Source organism: Streptomyces sp. NPDC090994 (assembly GCF_044768905.1).
Classification (GTDB): Bacteria; Actinomycetota; Actinomycetes; order Streptomycetales; family Streptomycetaceae; genus Streptomyces.
In genome coordinates this window covers 154,773-171,305 of sequence record NZ_JBIVWS010000001.1, presented here as the reverse complement: position 1 = coordinate 171,305, position 16,533 = coordinate 154,773, and the positions used below count along the sequence as shown (strand labels likewise).

Below are 16,533 nucleotides of genomic sequence, written 5' to 3'. Positions count from 1 at the left end.
TGGATGCCACCTGGTACGTACGCGTCACGCGCGTCCGTACTGAAGACAACCGCTGGAGACGCCCGGTGAGTTCCCCAGATCCGCAGGTTCGCGCAGCGCGAAACCAGTCAACCAGTCCCGCCGGCCCCGTGGCCCGGGGCCCCGTCGTCGCGGTGACCGGCGCCGCGTCCGGGACCGGCGCGCTGCTCACCGCGCGGCTCGCCGCGTCCGACGAGGTCAAGCGGGTCGTGGCGATCGACGAGCGGCGCGGCGAGTGCGCCGAGGCGCACTGGCACGTCCTGGACGTGCGGGACCCGGCCATCGCCGACAAGCTGCGCGGCGCGGACGTCGTGGTGCACCTCGCACTCGACCTCGACCTGGAGACCGACGCCGCCGCCCGGACGGCCTACAACGTCCGGGGGACGCAGACCGTCCTGACCGCCGCCGCGGCGGCCGGTGTGCACCGCGTGGTGCTGTGCACGTCCGCGATGGTCTACGGCGCGCTGCCGGACAACGAGCTGCCGCTGTCGGAGGACGCGGAGCTGCGCGCCACCGCCGAGGCCACCGGCGTCGGCGACCTGCTGGAGATCGAGCGCCTCGCCCGCCGCGCGCCCCGCGCGCACCCCGGCCTGAACGTCACCGTCGTGCGCCCCGCCGTTCTGGTCGGCGGCACCGACACCGCGCTGACCAGGTACTTCGAGTCGCCCCGGCTGCTCGTGGTGGCCGGGTCGCGGCCCGCCTGGCAGTTCTGCCACGTCGACGACCTGTGCGGGGCGCTGGAGTACGCCGCCCTGGAGAAGGTCGACGGCGAGCTGGCCGTCGGCTGCGACGGCTGGCTGGAGCAGGAGGAGGTCGAGGAGCTGAGCGGCATCCGGCGCATGGAACTGCCCTCCGCGGTCGCCCTGGGCGCCGCGGCCCGGCTGCACCGCATCGGGCTCACCCCCTCTCCGGCCGGGGACCTCGCCTACACGATGTACCCGTGGGTGGTGAGCGGGAGCCGGCTGCACGACGCGGGGTGGCGGCCGAAGTACACGAACGAGGAGGTCCTCGCCGAGCTGCTGGACGAGGTGTCCGGGCGGCACACCGTCGCCGGCCGGCGGCTCGGCCGCAAGGACGCCACGGCGGCGGGCGCCGCGGGCGCGACGGTGGCCCTGCTGGGCGCCGCGGCGGTGGTACGGCGGGCCCGCAAGGCCCGGCGGCGGATCTGAGCCACGCGCGGATGCTCGTAGGACCCTCCGGACCGGTACGCGCGCCTACCGGCCGGCAGCACGGTTCCCCGTTGTCAGTGCCGTGCGGCACGATGGACCCATGGCAGCCATGAACGATCACCCCGGCGAGCAGGCCGCGCCCGACCCCGTGAAGCTGATCGCGATCCGGGACACCCCGCTCTCCGTGGACGAGGTCTTCCGGGCCGTCGGGGACACCTCGGCCGGCGGGACCGCCCTGTTCGTGGGCACCGTGCGCGACCACGACGGGGGAGCGGACGTCGACCGGCTCGGCTACTCCTGCCACCCCAGTGCCGAGGCCGAGATGCGGCGGATCGCCGAGAAGGTCGTCGCCGAGTACCCGGTGCGCGCCCTGGCCGCCGTGCACCGCGTGGGCGACCTCCAGGTCGGTGACCTCGCCGTCGTCGTGGCCGTCTCCTGCCCGCACCGGGGCGAGGCGTTCGACGCGTGCCGCAAGCTCATCGACGACCTCAAGCACGAGGTGCCCATCTGGAAGCACCAGACGTTCGCCGACGGTACGGAGGAGTGGGTGGGCGCCTGCTGATCCGCCTGCTGAGCTGCCTGCTGATCTGCCTGCTGAGCCGCCCGCCGGGGCGCCCGGCCCCCGTCCGGTTGCGTAACCGCACCCCCGGCACGACCGTTGACATTGCGGATGGTTAATCTGCTGATCAGTCAGTCGCGTACATGGGGTCGGGAGGTCGGCATGGCTGCGCTCGCCTGGTTGCTCATTCCGCTGGTGGCCGCGATCGTCGCGGGTCTGTGGGGAAGCTGGGCCAACCGGACCCGCAAGGTACGCAGCGACGGCCCCGAACTCGACGGTTACGCGCGCTTTCGCGAGGCCATGGAGAAGCAGCACACCCGCACCTAGGGTGTTTCCCCTGACGGTGCGCTGACAGGACCGTCCCGTACTGTCGTTCCATGCCACGCCGCACCGCGACGATGCTCGCCTCGACCCTGATGCTGATCGCACTCCTGTGCGCGGGGGTGTTCATCCCCGTGCCGTACTCGGAGATGTCCCCGGGGCCGACGGTGAACACGCTGGGCGACCACGACGGCGAGCCGGTGCTGCAGATCTCCGGGCACAAGACGTACGAGGCGAGCGGGCACCTCAACATGACGACCGTCCGCGTCACCAGCGCCGACTACAAGATGAACCTCGTCGAGGCCGTCTACGGGTGGCTCGCCCACGACAACAAGGTCGTGCCGCACGACACGCTCTACCCGGACGGCAAGACCGAGGAGGAGTCCACCCAGGAGAACGCCGAGGAGTTCAGCCAGTCCCAGGAGAGCGCCAAGGTCGCGGCGCTCAAGGAACTGGACATCCCGGTGCGGTCCTGGGTGGTGGTCTCCACCGTCGTCAAGGACTCCCCGGCCGAGGGCGAGCTGCACGCCGGAGACGTGATCAAGTCGGTCGACGGTACGACGGTGAAGCAGCCCGCCGATGTCGCCGAACTGGTGACCAAGCACAAGCCCGGTGAGGACGTCGTCTTCACGGTGGTGCCCGCCAAGGAGCAGGCCGCCGCCGAGAAGGAGAACCGGACGGCGACCACCACCGAGAAGGTCACCATCACCACCACCGCCTCCGACGACACCGGCGAGAAGCGCGCCATCGTCGGCATCTCGGCGGGGACCGACCACACCTTCCCGTTCAGCATCGACATCAAGCTCGCGGACGTCGGCGGCCCCAGCGCCGGCCTGATGTTCGCGCTCGGCATCTACGACAAGCTGACGCCCGGCGACCTCACCGGCGGCGAGTTCGTCGCGGGCACCGGAACCATCGACGACGACGGCACGGTCGGCCCGATCGGCGGCATCGAGATGAAGACCGTCGGCGCCCGCGACAAGGGCGCCCGGTACTTCCTGACGCCCGCCGACAACTGCGCCGCCGCGGCCGAGGACACCCCCGACGGACTCACCCTGGTCAAGGTGAAGACCATCGACGACGCCCTGGACGCGCTGAAGGACATCCGCTCGGGGGACACGGACGCCCTGCCCTCCTGCACCGCCGGCTAGCGCCTACTCGGCGAACGTCGCCGCCAGTGCCTCGGCCAGCCCCGGCACCAGGTCGGACCCGGTGAGCACCTCCGTCGGCGTGTCCTTCTCGCGCAGCCTGAGGGCCGACTCGCGGGCCCCGTCGCGCAGCACGGCCACCGTCATCCGGACCTCCTGCCGGTCCGGGTGGTCCGCCACCCACTTGGTCAGCTCTGCCTCGCCCAGCCCCTCGGGCACCTGCGCCTCGGCGGACGGAGGCAGCATCAGCCGTTCCACCGAGAGCGCGCAGCCGGCCACCGCGTCCGGCCAGGCGATGGTGCCCAGGAACTCGTCCAGCGGCCGGTCCGTTGGTACTTCGTCCTGCTCGATCGGGGTGAGGCCGGCCGACTCGCCTTCGTCCCCGAGACCGAGCCGGTCCGCGAGCGTGGGCTGTTCGGCCTGGAGCCGTGCGGTGTCTACGAGTGCGAAGAGGCGGGCGGGCTGGTCCCAGCCGAGACCGGCGACGTACTCGTCGATCTCGAGAACGGACCGGGTCAGCGGGCTGGCCGCCATGGGGGTGTTGGACATGGTCACAATCCTGCCTCGTTCGGGGCCGGAATCGGGAACCGAGTAAACGATGAGTAAGTTGCATAAGTGTGGGCCCACGGGCACGGGGGCGCACGAGGGGCCCGCGAACCCGAGGGCCTGACGGACCTACAACAGCGAACTTCGAGGTGCTCACCTTGGCTTTCCAGATGCCGGACCGCGGCGGAGGAGGCCCGACAGGGCCACGGATGAGAGTGGGACGCCCCTCCCGGCGTGTCCGGACCCTGCTGCTGACGCTGGGCGTCCTGGCCGTACTGGCCATGGCGTTCACCATGTTCGCGGGCTTCTGGACGGACTGGCTGTGGTACCGGTCGGTCGACTACTCGTCGGTGTTCACCACCACCCTGTGGACGAAGATCGGGCTCTTCTTCGTCTTCGGCCTGCTGATGGCGCTCGCCGTCGGGTTCAACATCTGGCTCGCCCACCGCATGCGCCCGCCGCTGAGCGCCATGTCGATGGAGCAGCAGAACCTCGACCGCTACCGGATGGGCATCGCGCCCTACAAGAAGTGGCTGCTGTTCGGCATCACCGCCCTGGTGGGCCTGATCGCCGGCGCCTCGGCGGCCGGCCAGTGGCGCACCTGGCTGATGTGGGTCAACGGCGTGCCGTTCGGCCAGAAGGACCCCCAGTTCAAGCTGGACGTCGCCTTCTACGCCTTCGACCTGCCCTGGTACCGGTTCCTGCTCGGCTTCGGCTTCGCCGCCGTGATCATCTCCGTGATCGCCGCCGCGCTCACCCACTACCTGTACGGCGGGCTGCGCGTCACCAGCCCGGGTGCCCGCGCCACGGGAGCGGCCACCGGCCACCTCTCCGTGCTGCTCGGCACCTTCGTCGCCCTGAAGGCGGTCGCGTACTGGCTGGACCGGTACGGGCTGGCGGTGAAGTCCAGCGACTTCAAGGCCACGGACAACTGGACGGGCCTGAGGTACGTCGACGCCAACGCCTACCTGCCGGCCAAGACGATCCTGTTCTGCATCGCCGTCATCTGCGCCCTGCTGTTCTTCGCCACCCTCTGGCGGCGCACCTGGCAGCTCCCCGTCATCGGCTTCGGCCTGATGGTGCTCTCCGCGATCCTGATCGGCGGCCTCTACCCGGCGATCGTGCAGAAGTTCCAGGTCCAGCCGAACGAGCAGGCCAAGGAGGCGCCGTACGTCGAGAAGAACCTCAAGGCCACCCGGGACGCCTACGGCATCGACGGCACCCAGGTCACCGAGTACGACGGCAAGAGCGACACCGAGGACCTGACCCAGCTGCGCGACGACGTCTCCGACGCCGCCAGCATCCGGATCATGGACCCGAACATCGTCTCGCCGACGTTCCAGCAGCTCCAGCAGATGCGGAAGTACTACGCCTTCCCGACCAACCTGGACGTCGACCGCTACAGCACCGAGGACGGCGCCGACCAGGACACGGTGATCGGCCTGCGCGAGCTGAACCTCGCCGGCGTGGACAAGCAGAACTGGATCAACAACCACTTCCGCTACACCCACGGCTTCGGCGTGGTCGCCGCCAAGGGCACCGAGGTCGACTCCGAGGGCCGCCCGGTCTTCACCGAGTCCAACCTGCCCTCCAAGGGCGACCTCGGCACGTACGAACAGCGGATCTACTACGGCGAGAAGACCAGCACCTACTCCATCGTCGGCGGTCCCCAGAAGGAGATCGACTACTCCGACGACAGCGGTGAGAAGACCACCAGCTACAAGGGCGACGGCGGGGTCAATCTCTCCAACCCGGTCAACCGGGCCGCGTACGCGGTGGCGTTCAACGAGCCGCAGATCCTGTACTCGGGCGCGATCGGCGACGGTTCGCGCATCCTGTACAACCGCACGCCCAAGGACCGCGTCGAGGCCGTCGCGCCCTGGCTGACCATCGACGGCGACGCCTACCCGGCGGTGGTGGACGGCCGTATCCAGTGGATCGTGGACGCCTACACGACCACCAACGGCTATCCGTACGCCTCCCGCACCACGCTCGGCGACACCACGGCCGACTCGCTGACCGCGGCCAACGACAACCGCGCGGTGGTCGCCCAGCAGAACCAGGTCAACTACATCCGCAACTCGGTGAAGGCGACCGTCGACGCGTACACCGGCGACGTCAAGCTCTACCAGTGGGACACCCAGGACCCGGTCCTGAAGACCTGGATGAAGGCGTTCCCGGACACGGTGCAGCCCAAGGCGGAGATCTCCGACGCCCTGATGGCCCATCTGCGCTACCCGCAGGACCTGTTCAAGGTCCAGCGCGAGCTGCTCAGCCGCTACCACGTCGACGACGCGGAGACGTTCCTCAGCGGCAGCGAGGTGTGGCAGGTGCCGGAGGACCCGACCAACAAGTCGGGCGACGCGGTGCCGCCGTACTACCTGAGCATGAAGATGCCCGACCAGGACCAGCAGGCGTTCTCGCTGACGACCACGTTCACGCCCAACGGGCGGGACAACCTCAGCGCGTTCATGGCGGTCGACGCCGAGGCCGGCACCAGCGGTTACGGCAAGATCAGAATCCTGAAACTGCCGACGAGCACGACCGTCGACGGTCCCAAACAGGTGCAGAGCCAGTTCAACTCCGAACAGGACATCGCCGAGTCCATCAGGCTGCTCAGAGGCGGCGACTCCGAAGTGGAGTACGGCAACCTGCTGACGGTGCCGCTGGACGGCGGACTGCTCTACGTGGAGCCGGTCTACGTACGCGGCGGCGGCCTCAAGTACCCGCTGCTGCGCAAGGTGCTGGTGACCTACGGAGGCCAGACCGCCTTCGAGGACACCCTGGAGGAGGCGCTCGACAAGGTCTTCGGTGAGGGAGGCACGACGACCGAGCCGCCGGACGAGGGCGATGACAGCACCGATCCGCCGCCGACGTCGAGCGACCCCACGGTCCAGGAGGCGCTGAACGACGCCCAGGAAGCCTTCGAGGCCGGTCAGAAGGCCCTGAAGGAGAACGACTGGACGGCGTACGGCGAGGCCCAGAAGGACCTGGAGGACGCGCTGACCCGGGCCGAGGATGCCCAGGCCGAGGCCGACAAGAGCGGCAGCGGAAGCGGCGGTGGCAAGAACGGGGACGAGGACAAGACCAGTCCGTCCCCGACCGCGAGCGACACCGCTTCCGCGGACAGCGGCTGACCGGCCGCTGGTCGGGCTCCCTCCCGCGCCGTGATAGGTTGAGAACACAACGGCGCGGGGTGGAGCAGCTCGGTAGCTCGCTGGGCTCATAACCCAGAGGTCGCAGGTTCAAATCCTGTCCCCGCTACTGACGACGAAGGCCCGGATCCCATCAGGGATCCGGGCCTTCGTCATGTGCGGACGCAGGTGGACGCAGATCGACACAGGCGGACGCGGGTGACGGTCCCGGTGACGGCCGTGTCTGCGGCGGGAGTTGAGCGATATGTGTTTGACTTGTCTCTCTGTGGGCATGTCGACAAAACGCTGAAGTGACCTCACTGACTGCGGTATACCGGGTGTACGCAGGTTGCAGGTGGTGCGACGATGGACGTTATGGGGGACATGGCAACTCTGTTCGAGACGGGGCGATTTGCGCAGTCTTCCGGTCCCGATGGGGTCCGGGACGAGACCGTTGAGGCCGCCGACGAGGCGGCCGAAGAAGTGCGCCGGCGGTTCGCCGCCGAGGCCGGCGATGTCGAAGCGATGAGCGTTCTGGGGTCCATGCTGCTGCGCCGCGGTGATCTCGACGGGGCCGAGCCGCACCTGCGGGCCGCCACCGCGGCCGGTGACCGCGCCGCCGCCAACAACCTGGGCGTCCTGCTGCACCAGCGCGGGTACGCCGACGAGGCCGCCGGGTGGTGGCGGATCGCCGCCGTCGCCGGATCCGCCGCGGCGGCGCACGCGCTGGGCCGCCACTTCCGCGAGCGCGGCGACGAGCCCGCCGCGGAGTACTGGCTGCGCCAGTCCGCCGAACAGGGGCACGTCCTCGGCGCCTACGCCCTCGCCGACCTGCTGGAACACCGCGGCGACACCGCGACCGAGCGCTGGATGCGGGTGGCCGCCGAGCGGGGGCACCGGGAGGCCGCGTACCGGCTGGCCCGGACGCTGGACCGGCGGAGCACCGAGGGGCCCGGGGGCGAGGACGCCGAGCGGGCGGCCGAGGAGGCCGAGCAGTGGTACCGGCAGGCGGCGGCCCGCGGGCACCGGCGGGCCGCGCTGCACCTCGGAACGATCCTGGAGCGGCGGGGCGAGCTGAAGGAGGCCGGGCGCTGGTACCTGACCGCCGCCAAGGACGGAGAGGCGCGCGCCGCCTGCGCGCTGGGCTTCCTGCTGCGCGACGCCGGGGACACCGAGAGCGCCGCCGTGTGGTGGCTGCGGGCCGCCCAGGAGGGCGACGGCAACGCGGCCAACGCGCTGGGCGCGCTGCACGCCGAGCGGGGCGAGCCGCAGACCGCCGAGCGCTGGTACCGGGCGGCGCTGGACGCGGGCGACGACAACGGCGCGTACAACCTCGGGCTGCTCTGCGCCGAGCAGGGCCGCACCCAGCAGGCCGAGCAGTGGTACCGGCGTGCGGCCTACGCCGGACACCGGGAGGCCGCCAACGCGCTGGCCATTCTGCTGCTCCAGGGCGGCGACCGGACCGGGGCCGAGCCCTGGTTCTCCAAGGCCGCCGAGGCCGGCAGCGTCGACGCCGCCTTCAACCTCGGCATCCTGTACGCCGGACGCGGGGCGGACCAGGAGGCGCTGCGCTGGTACGAGCGGGCCGCCTCCGCCGGGCACGCCGAGGCCGCGCTCCAGGTCGGGATGGCCCGGCTGCGGGACGGGGACGAGCAGGAGGCCGAGCGGCACCTGCGGTGCGCGGCCGGGGGCGGCAGCGCGGAGGCCGCGTACCGGCTGGCCACGCTGCTCGACGCGCGCCGGCCGCCGGAGCCCGCGCACGAACTGGGCGAGCCGGCGCACGAGAAGACCGAGTGCGAGGAGTGGTACGAGCGGGCGGCCGGCCAGGGCCACCGCCGGGCCCAGGTCCGGGTCGGGATGCTGGCCGCGGCGCGCGGCGACGTCGCGGAGGCCGCCCGCTGGTACCGGGCGGCGGCCGAGGCGGGCTCCCGCAACGGCGCCTTCAACCTCGGGCTGCTGCTGGCCCGCGAGGGCAGCGAGCCGGAGGCGGCCCTGTGGTGGACCCGGGCGGCCGACGCGGGCCACGGCCGGGCGGCGCTGCGTCTCGCCCTGGTCTACGCCCGCCGCGGGGAACTCTCCGAGGGCCAGCGCTGGGCCGACCGCGCGGTCACCCTGGGCCCCCGCGAGGTCGCCCAGCGGGCGGCACGGCTGCGGGACGCGCTGCGGGAGGAGCTGTCGGCGTGAGGCCGGGGGCCTGTGGTGTGCGTGAGCAGTGGGACGTAGGGGTGAGGGACGGGGCGCGGGGCGTGAGGCGGGTGCGCGGTGAGGCGCGGGGCGTGAGGCGGGTGCGCGGTGAGGCGCGGGGCGTGAGGCAGGCGCGCGGTGAGACGTCAGGCGCGGGCCTGTACGCCGTCCGCGTCCACGCCACCCGATTTGCTTCCGTCCGCGACCTTGACGTAACGTTGCATTCATCGCCGCGGGGTGGAGCAGCTCGGTAGCTCGCTGGGCTCATAACCCAGAGGTCGCAGGTTCAAATCCTGTCCCCGCTACTGGTGGTCGAGGGCCGGAATCCGAAAGGGTTCCGGCCCTCGGCGCGTTCCCCGCCCCAGACCGGGCGTACGGACGTGAAAAACCCCGGCACCCCACAGGTGCCGGGGGAAAGCGGACGGTCAGGCCGCCGCGCAGTTGGGGCAGATGCCGCGGTAGGTCACCTCGACGTCCGACACCGTGAAGCCGAAGCGCTCCGAGTCGGGGAGGTCGGCCAGCGGGTTGCCCGCCGGGTGGACGTCGCGTATGGCGCCGCACTGGGCGCAGACCAGGTGGTGGTGGGGCTGGTGGGCGTTCGGGTCGTAGCGCTTGGCGCGTTTGTCCGTCGCGACTTCCAGCACCTCGCCGAGCGTGACCAGCTCGCCCAGGGTGTTGTACACGGTGGCCCTGGAGATCTCCGGGAGCTTCGCGACGGCACGGGCGTGCACCTCGTCGGCCGTCAGGTGGACGTGCTCGCCGTCCAGGACCTCGGCCACCACGCGCCGCTGGGCGGTCATACGCCATCCGCGTCCGCGCAGCCGTTCCAGTAGGTCACTCATGCGAACCAGCCTAACAGCCAGGGGGACAAGATCCCGAACCAGTGTGACTTTGGAGTCTTACTTGACTTAGACATTGTCCATTGTAGGATCGGCAACGGCTTCGGCCAAGGGACAGGAACAGCAAGAATGGCCAGGAGGCCCACGTGACTCAGGGACCGCTTACTACGGAGGCCGGCGCTCCGGTCGCCGACAACCAGAACAGCGAGACGGCCGGTGTCGGTGGCCCGGTGCTCGTCCAGGACCAGCTCCTTCTGGAGAAGCTGGCCCACTTCAACCGCGAGCGCATCCCGGAGCGTGTCGTGCACGCCCGTGGCGCCGGTGCCTACGGCACCTTCAAGGTCACCGCGGACGTCACCAAGTACACCCGTGCCGCCTTCCTCTCCGAGGTCGGCAAGGAGACGGAGGTCTTCCTCCGCTTCTCCACCGTGGCCGGCAACCTGGGTGCGGCGGACGCGGTGCGCGACCCGCGCGGCTTCGCGGTGAAGTTCTACACCGAAGAGGGCAACTACGACCTCGTCGGCAACAACACCCCGGTCTTCTTCATCCGGGACGCGATCAAGTTCCCCGACTTCATCCACACCCAGAAGCGCGACCCGTACACGGGCTCGCAGGAGGCGGACAACGTCTTCGACTTCTGGGGTCTGAGCCCGGAGAGCACCCACCAGGTGACCTGGCTGTTCGGCGACCGCGGCATCCCCGCCTCGTACCGCCACATGGACGGCTTCGGTTCGCACACCTACCAGTGGAACAACGAGGCCGGCGAGGCCTTCTGGGTCAAGTACCACTTCAAGACGGACCAGGGCATCAAGAACCTGACCGCCGAGGAGGCCGAGGTCCTCGCGGGCAAGGACCCCGACTCGCACCAGCGCGACCTGCGCGAGGCGATCGAGCGCGGTGACTTCCCGTCCTGGACCGTCGGCGTGCAGATCATGCCGGTGGCCGAGGCGGCGACCTACCGCTTCAACCCGTTCGACCTGACCAAGGTGTGGCCGCACGCGGACTACCCGATCGTCTGGTTCGGCAAGATGGAGCTCAACCGCAACCCGGAGAACATCTTCGCCGAGGTCGAGCAGTCGATCTTCTCCCCGGCGCACTTCGTGCCCGGCATCGGTCCGTCCCCGGACAAGATGCTCCAGGGCCGCCTCTTCGCCTACGGCGACGCCCACCGCTACCGCGTCGGCATCAACGCCGACCACCTGCCGGTGAACCGCCCGCACGCCACCGAGGCGCGCACCCACTCCCGTGACGGCTACCTGTACGACGGCCGCCACAAGGGCGCGAAGAACTACGAGCCGAACAGCTTCGGCGGCCCGTTCCAGACGGGCCGCGCGCTGTGGCAGGGCGTGCAGGTCACCGGTGTCACCGGCGAGACCGTGACCCCGGTGCACGCCGAGGACAACGACTTCGTCCAGGCGGGCAACCTGTACCGCCTGATGTCGGAGGACGAGAAGGAGCGCCTGGTCAAGAACCTGGCGAACGCCATCTCCGGGGTCACGCGCGACGACATCGCCGAGCGCGCGATCAACAACTTCCGTCAGGCGGACGAGGACTTCGGCAAGCGGCTGGAGGCCGCGGTCCAGGCCCTGCGCGGCTGACAGCACTGGACCGCTTGTCGTAGCGGCGGGCCGGAACCCCTGCGGGGGGTCCGGCCCGTTTCGTCGTCTCAGGCGGGTACGCGGGCCGGTGTCCAGCAGCGGATGATGTCGCGGACCGAGACGATGCCGGCCGGCTCGCCGCGGTCCAGGACGATGAGGTGGCGGAGGCCGCCGCGCGTCATCGCCAGTGCCGCCTCCTCCAGCGTCCAGGACGGCGCGGCGAACACGACGTCGCCGGTGGTGTGGGCGTGGGTGCGCTCGGCGTCCGGGTCCTGGCCCCGGCCGACGGAGTTGAGGATGTCGCGCTCGGTGAGGATGCCGATGCCCTCGGCGTGGGGGTCGTGGACGACGGCCGCGCCCACGCGCCGGGCGGCCATCAGGGCGGCGGCCTGGCGCAGCGTGTGGTCGGGGCCGATGGTGAGGACGACCGTGCTCATGGCGTCGCGGACGAGCATGGGCGGAGCCACCTCCTGGTGAGCCACTCCTCGTGCACCCATGAGACAGTTCATGGATTCACAAGTTCACAATGGGGGGACCCTCAGAGTGGCAGGTAAAGCGAAGGCAAACAAGGGTGCGGTCCCTCTCCTGCTGCCGCCCCAGCTTCCGCCCCTCGGTCAGTGCCGGCCCTCCAAGTGGCGCAGCAGCTCGTCGTGGAGCAGTCCGTTGGACGCCGCCGCGTTGCCGCTGTGCGGCCCCGGGCGGCCGTCGAGGCCGGTGAAGGTGCCGCCGGCCTCGGTGACGACGATCGCGGGGGCGGCCATGTCCCACAGGGACAGCTCCGGCTCCGCGCACAGGTCGACCGCCCCTTCCGCGACCATCATGTACGGCCAGAAGTCCCCGTACGCGCGCGTGCGCCACACCTTGCGGGTCAGGTCCAGGAAGCCGTCGAGGCGGCCCTGCTCCTCCCAGCCGCTGAGCGAGGAGTACGCGAAGGAGGCGTCGGAGAGCCCGGACACCTTGGAGACGTGCAGCCGGGTGGCCGAGGTCAGGCTGCGGCCGGTGAAGGCGCCGTGGTCCTTCACCGCCCACCAGCGGCGGCCCAGGGCGGGCGCGGAGACGACGCCGACGACGGGCTGGTAGCCGCCCTCACCCGCCTCCATCAGGGAGATCAGCGTGGCCCAGACCGGGACGCCGCGGACGTAGTTCTTGGTGCCGTCGATCGGGTCGATCACCCAGCGGCGGGGACCGGTGCCCTCCACGCCGTACTCCTCGCCGAGCACCGCGTCCCGCGGGCGGGCCCGCTGGAGGTGGCCGCGCAGCAGCTCCTCGGCGGCCTTGTCCGCCTCGCTGACCGGCGTCATGTCCGGCTTGGTCTCGACCTTGAGGTCGAGGGCCTTGAAGCGGTCCATGGTCGTCGCGTCGGCGGCGTCCGCGAGGACGTGGGCCAGGCGGAGGTCGTCCAGGTAGTCGGGCATGCGGCAACCGTATCGGCCGGGGGCCGGAACGGGCCAACAGGGCCGCCGGTCCACCGGGTGCGCCCGGGGCGTCCCGAGGACGGGTGCGCGGACCCTTGACAGTGCCCGGGGCCGCGTCGAACCTGTGCCGCAGAGCCGCTCGCTCCTGGGGAGGCGACGATGCCCGCAGCGCGGGAGTCCCTGCTCGACGCCGCCGGCGCGGCGCTGGCCCGCCGGCCCTGGTCCGCGGTGCGCATGGTGGACGTGGCCGCCTCGGCCGGGGTGTCCCGGCAGACGCTGTACAACGAGTTCGGCGGCAAGGAGGGGCTCGCGCGGGCGCTGGTGCGCAGGGAGGCGGACGGCTTCCTGGCCGGGGTGGACCGTGCCCTCGCCTGCCCCGGCGGCCCCGACGCGCGGCTCACCGCCGCCGCCGAGTGGACCACCGCGGCCGCCCGCCGCAACGCGCTGGTACGGGCCCTGCTCACCGGCTGCTGGGAGGCGCGGCTGCCGTCGCCGGCGCCGGCTGCGGTGGCCTCCACCGCCCCGGCCCCGGCCCAGCGCCGGGCGGACGGGCCGCTGCCCTCGCCCGGTGACCTCGTGGCGCTGGTGCGCGACCGCGCGGCGGCGACCCTGGCCGGGAGCACCCCCGCGAAGGCTCGGACGGACGCCGCCGACCTGTCCCGGGTCTGCGAACTCGTCGTCCGGCTCGCCCTGTCCTGCGTCACCGCGCCGCCGGCCGAGGGCCAGGTGGCCGACCTCGTACGGATGGCGCTGCCGCGGCGGTTGACGGTGTGACGGCCCGCCGGGAGCAGAGGGTCAGTGCGAGGAACCCGACAGCTGGAGTCCGATGACGCCGAGGATGACCAGGCTGATCGAGACGATCTTCAGGGTCGACACCAGGTCGCCGAGGAAGACCATGCCGTAGATCGCGGTGCCCGCCGCGCCGATGCCGGTCCACACGGCGTAGGCGGGGCCGACGTCGAGCTTCTTCAGGGAGAGGGTCAGCAGGCCGAAGCTGCCCAGCGCGAAGGCGGCGAAGGCGATGGTCGGCCACAGTCGTGTGAAGCCGTGGGACAGCTTCAGACACACGGCGAACCCGGTCTCCAGCAACCCGGCCACTATGACCAGCAGCCACGCCATGTGTCGTCCTCCACTAGTCCCCGTCGTCCCGTGGTCCCAGGTACCGTGACCGCTTTGTCCGTGCTTGGTTCCGGCTTGGGTGCGATTATGCACTTACCTGCACCACGCCCCCGCAAACAACGCGAAGGTCAGTCGCCTTCCTTCCGCTCCCGCGTGGCGAGCAGCCGGCGCAGCGAGTACAGCCGCGCCGGGTCCGCGTGGCCCTCGGCCACCCAGGCGTCCAGGGCGCAGTCGGGCTCGTCGTGACTGCACGCGCGCGGGCAGCCCTCCGTCCCCGGCTCCAGGTCCGGGAAGGCGTGGATCACGCGCGACGGGTCGACGTGGTTCAGCCCGAACGACCGTACGCCCGGGGTATCGACGACCCAGCTGTCGGGGGCCGCGAGCGGCAGCGCCAGTGCCGAGGTGGTGGTGTGCCGGCCGCGTCCGGTCACCGCGTTCACATGGCCCGTGGAGCGCCGCCGGTCGTCCGGTACCAGCGCGTTGACCAGCGTGGTCTTGCCGACGCCGGAGTGGCCGACGAACGCGGTGATCTTGCCGGTGAGATGGTCGCGGACCCGGTCGGCGGCGTCGCCGGCGGCCAGTTCCTCGCGGCTGGTGACCACGTAGGGGATGTCCAGGGCGCCGTACAGCTCCAGCAGGTCGTCCGGCGGGGCCAGGTCCGACTTGGTCAGCACCAGGAGCGGGGTGAGACCGCCGTCGAACGCCGCGACCAGGCAGCGGTCGATGAGGCGGGGGCGGGGCTCGGGGTCGGCGAGGGCGGTGACGATGGCGAGCTGGTCGGCGTTGGCGACCACCACCCGCTCGAAGGGGTCGTCGTCGTCCGCGGTGCGGCGCAGCACCGAGGTGCGCTCCTCGATGCGGACGATGCGGGCCAGGGTGTCCTTGGCTCCGGACATGTCGCCGACCAGGGCGACCCGGTCGCCGACGACCGCCGCCTTGCGGCCCAGTTCACGGGCCTTCATCGCCATGACCGTGCGGCCCTCGACGAGGCAGGTCAGCCGCCCCCGGTCGACGGTGAGGACCATGCCCTCGGCGGCGTCCTCGTGCTTGGGGCGGATGTTGGTCCTGGGCCGGGTGTTGCGTCGGCCCGGCCGGGTGCGGATGTCGTCCTCGTCGGTGTGCTTGCCGTAACGGCGCATGGCTTGTCCCGCGTCCCTTACGCCCCGAGCATCCCGGTCCACAGGTCGGGGAAGTCCGGCAGGGTCTTCGCCGTCGTCGCCACGTTCTCGATCACCACGTCCTTCACCGCCAGGCCGAGGATCGCGCCGGCGGTGGCCATGCGGTGGTCCTCGTAGGTGTGGAAGGTCCCGCCGTGCAGCGGGCGCGGGCGGATGTGCAGGCCGTCGGCGGTCTCGGTGACGTCGCCGCCCAGCTCGTTGATCTCCTTGGTGAGCGCGGCCAGCCGGTCCGTCTCGTGCAGGCGCAGGTGGGCGACGCCGCGCAGGGTCGAGGGGGAGTCGGCGAGGGCGGCGACGGCCGCGATGCCCGGGGTCAGCTCGCCGACCTCGGAGAGGTCCACGTCGATGCCGTGCACGGCACCCGATCCGGTGAAGACCAGGCCGTAGTCGGTCAGTTCGCAGGAACCGCCCATCTCGGTGAAGATCTCCCGCAGCCGGTCGCCGGGCTGGGTGGTACGGGCCGGCCAGTCCGGGATCGTGACCTTGCCGCCGGTCACCAGCGCCGCCGCGAGGAACGGCTGGGCGTTGGACAGGTCGGGCTCGACGGTCAGGTCCCGGCCGAGCAGCGCGCCCGGCGTCACCCGCCACACGTTCGGCTCGCCGCCCGACTCGGGGGTGTCGACCTGGGCGCCGACCGAGCGCAGCATGTCGACGGTCATCCGGATGTGCGGCATCGAGGGCAGCGCGGAGCCCGTGTGCCGGACCTCGACGCCCTGGTTGAACCGGGGGCCGGAGAGCAGCAGGGCGCTGACGAACTGCGACGACGAGGAGGCGTCGATCGCCACCGGGCCGCCCTCCAGGGCACCGCTGCCGTGCACGGTCAGCGGCAGCGCGCCGCGGCCGTCGTCGTCGATGCGGGCGCCGAGGGCGCGCAGCGCGTCGATCACGCCGTGCAGCGGACGCTCGTAGGACCGCGGGTCGCCGTCGAAGCGGACCGGGCCGTCGGCGAGGGTGGCGACGGGAGGCAGGAACCGCATGACCGTGCCGGCGTTGCCGACGTCGACGGTGGCCGGGCCGCGCAGGCCCGCCGGGATGACCCGCCAGAACTCGCCGGTGCCGTCCGGTCCGACGCCCTCCTCGATGCCCACGCCCAGCTCGCGCAGCGCGCCCGCCATCAGCAGGGTGTCCCGGGAGCGCAGCGGGCGGCGCAGCCAGCCGGGCTCGGAGGCGAGGGCGGCGAGCACCAGGGCGCGGTTGGTGACCGATTTGGACCCGGGCACGTGGACGGTCGCGTCGACGGCTCCGCTCGCGTGCGGGGCGGGCCAGAGGGCGGTGTGCGCGGGGTTCAGCGTCATGGGGCCCACT

The 16,533-nt window shown here is 71.5% G+C and carries 15 protein-coding genes and 2 tRNA genes; 10 read left to right on the top strand and 7 right to left on the bottom strand.

The genetic code is table 11. The annotated features are described in order from the left end of the window. Positions 1 to 65: 65 nt before the first annotated feature. The 4 genes from ACIQR3_RS00815 (at position 66) to ACIQR3_RS00800 (ending at position 3,218) form a co-directional block, all read left to right on the top strand. On the top strand, positions 66 to 1,187 hold the full coding sequence (locus ACIQR3_RS00815) for an SDR family oxidoreductase (protein ID WP_215168201.1): 1,122 nt from the start codon (positions 66 to 68) through the stop codon (positions 1,185 to 1,187). 100 nt (positions 1,188 to 1,287) lie between these two features. Continuing rightward, positions 1,288 to 1,749, top strand: a complete 462-nt coding sequence (locus tag ACIQR3_RS00810; protein ID WP_403532470.1) for a molybdenum cofactor biosynthesis protein MoaE — start codon at positions 1,288 to 1,290, stop codon at positions 1,747 to 1,749. A 159-nt stretch (positions 1,750 to 1,908) separates the two neighbouring features. Next, complete coding sequence (locus ACIQR3_RS00805; RefSeq protein WP_403532468.1) at positions 1,909 to 2,073, top strand: hypothetical protein; 165 nt, start codon at positions 1,909 to 1,911, stop codon at positions 2,071 to 2,073. Between the two features lie 50 nt (positions 2,074 to 2,123). Then, entirely contained in the window at positions 2,124 to 3,218 is a 1,095-nt protein-coding gene (locus tag ACIQR3_RS00800; RefSeq protein ID WP_403532466.1) for a PDZ domain-containing protein, read from the top strand. A 3-nt stretch (positions 3,219 to 3,221) separates the two neighbouring features. Here ACIQR3_RS00800 and ACIQR3_RS00795 read toward each other — a convergent pair whose 3' ends face one another. Next, positions 3,222 to 3,764: a PPA1309 family protein gene (locus ACIQR3_RS00795; RefSeq protein ID WP_403532464.1), complete on the bottom strand. Its 543-nt coding sequence runs from the start codon at positions 3,762 to 3,764 to the stop codon at positions 3,222 to 3,224. Between the two features lie 167 nt (positions 3,765 to 3,931). Here ACIQR3_RS00795 and ACIQR3_RS00790 point away from each other — a divergent pair, with 167 nt between their 5' ends. The 4 genes from ACIQR3_RS00790 to ACIQR3_RS00775 all read left to right on the top strand — a co-directional run bounded on the left by ACIQR3_RS00790 (position 3,932) and on the right by ACIQR3_RS00775 (position 9,384). Further along, positions 3,932 to 6,898 (top strand): UPF0182 family protein, encoded by a 2,967-nt coding sequence (locus tag ACIQR3_RS00790; RefSeq protein WP_403533915.1) that lies wholly within the window; start codon positions 3,932 to 3,934, stop codon positions 6,896 to 6,898. Between the two features lie 53 nt (positions 6,899 to 6,951). Beyond that, positions 6,952 to 7,025, top strand: a tRNA-Met gene (locus ACIQR3_RS00785). 245 nt (positions 7,026 to 7,270) lie between these two features. Continuing rightward, positions 7,271 to 9,079 (top strand): tetratricopeptide repeat protein, encoded by a 1,809-nt coding sequence (locus ACIQR3_RS00780; protein ID WP_403532462.1) that lies wholly within the window; start codon positions 7,271 to 7,273, stop codon positions 9,077 to 9,079. A gap of 231 nt (positions 9,080 to 9,310) precedes the next feature. Further along, positions 9,311 to 9,384 (top strand) — tRNA-Met (locus ACIQR3_RS00775). A 120-nt stretch (positions 9,385 to 9,504) separates the two neighbouring features. Here ACIQR3_RS00775 and ACIQR3_RS00770 read toward each other — a convergent pair. Continuing rightward, positions 9,505 to 9,921 (bottom strand): Fur family transcriptional regulator, encoded by a 417-nt coding sequence (locus ACIQR3_RS00770; RefSeq protein WP_403532461.1) that lies wholly within the window; start codon positions 9,919 to 9,921, stop codon positions 9,505 to 9,507. 143 nt (positions 9,922 to 10,064) lie between these two features. On the opposite strand from ACIQR3_RS00770, the gene ACIQR3_RS00765 reads away from it, so the two are divergent. Continuing rightward, positions 10,065 to 11,516, top strand: a complete 1,452-nt coding sequence (locus ACIQR3_RS00765) for a catalase (protein ID WP_403532459.1) — start codon at positions 10,065 to 10,067, stop codon at positions 11,514 to 11,516. Positions 11,517 to 11,584: 68 nt separating this feature from the next. Here ACIQR3_RS00765 and ACIQR3_RS00760 read toward each other — a convergent pair whose 3' ends face one another. Beyond that, the gene (locus ACIQR3_RS00760; RefSeq protein WP_403532457.1) at positions 11,585 to 11,971 is read right to left on the bottom strand and encodes a cyclic nucleotide-binding/CBS domain-containing protein; all 387 of its coding nucleotides are present in this window, start codon (positions 11,969 to 11,971) and stop codon (positions 11,585 to 11,587) included. Between the two features lie 159 nt (positions 11,972 to 12,130). Beyond that, positions 12,131 to 12,931: a histidinol-phosphatase gene (hisN, locus tag ACIQR3_RS00755; RefSeq protein ID WP_215168210.1), complete on the bottom strand. Its 801-nt coding sequence runs from the start codon at positions 12,929 to 12,931 to the stop codon at positions 12,131 to 12,133. Positions 12,932 to 13,090: 159 nt separating this feature from the next. Between hisN and ACIQR3_RS00750 the strand changes: the two genes are divergently transcribed. After that, positions 13,091 to 13,705 carry a TetR/AcrR family transcriptional regulator gene (locus ACIQR3_RS00750; protein WP_403532454.1) on the top strand — a complete coding sequence of 205 codons (615 nt, stop codon included), beginning with the start codon at positions 13,091 to 13,093 and terminating at the stop codon, positions 13,703 to 13,705. A 21-nt stretch (positions 13,706 to 13,726) separates the two neighbouring features. Here ACIQR3_RS00750 and ACIQR3_RS00745 read toward each other — a convergent pair whose 3' ends face one another. The 3 genes from ACIQR3_RS00745 to aroA all read right to left on the bottom strand — a co-directional run bounded on the left by ACIQR3_RS00745 (position 13,727) and on the right by aroA (position 16,523). Then, complete coding sequence (locus tag ACIQR3_RS00745) at positions 13,727 to 14,050, bottom strand: multidrug efflux SMR transporter (protein WP_215168212.1); 324 nt, start codon at positions 14,048 to 14,050, stop codon at positions 13,727 to 13,729. Between the two features lie 128 nt (positions 14,051 to 14,178). Beyond that, entirely contained in the window at positions 14,179 to 15,189 is a 1,011-nt protein-coding gene (gene rsgA, locus ACIQR3_RS00740; protein ID WP_403532452.1) for a ribosome small subunit-dependent GTPase A, read from the bottom strand. A 17-nt stretch (positions 15,190 to 15,206) separates the two neighbouring features. Then, positions 15,207 to 16,523 carry a 3-phosphoshikimate 1-carboxyvinyltransferase gene (aroA, locus tag ACIQR3_RS00735; RefSeq protein ID WP_215168214.1) on the bottom strand — a complete coding sequence of 439 codons (1,317 nt, stop codon included), beginning with the start codon at positions 16,521 to 16,523 and terminating at the stop codon, positions 15,207 to 15,209. Between the last annotated feature and the right edge of the window lie 10 nt (positions 16,524 to 16,533).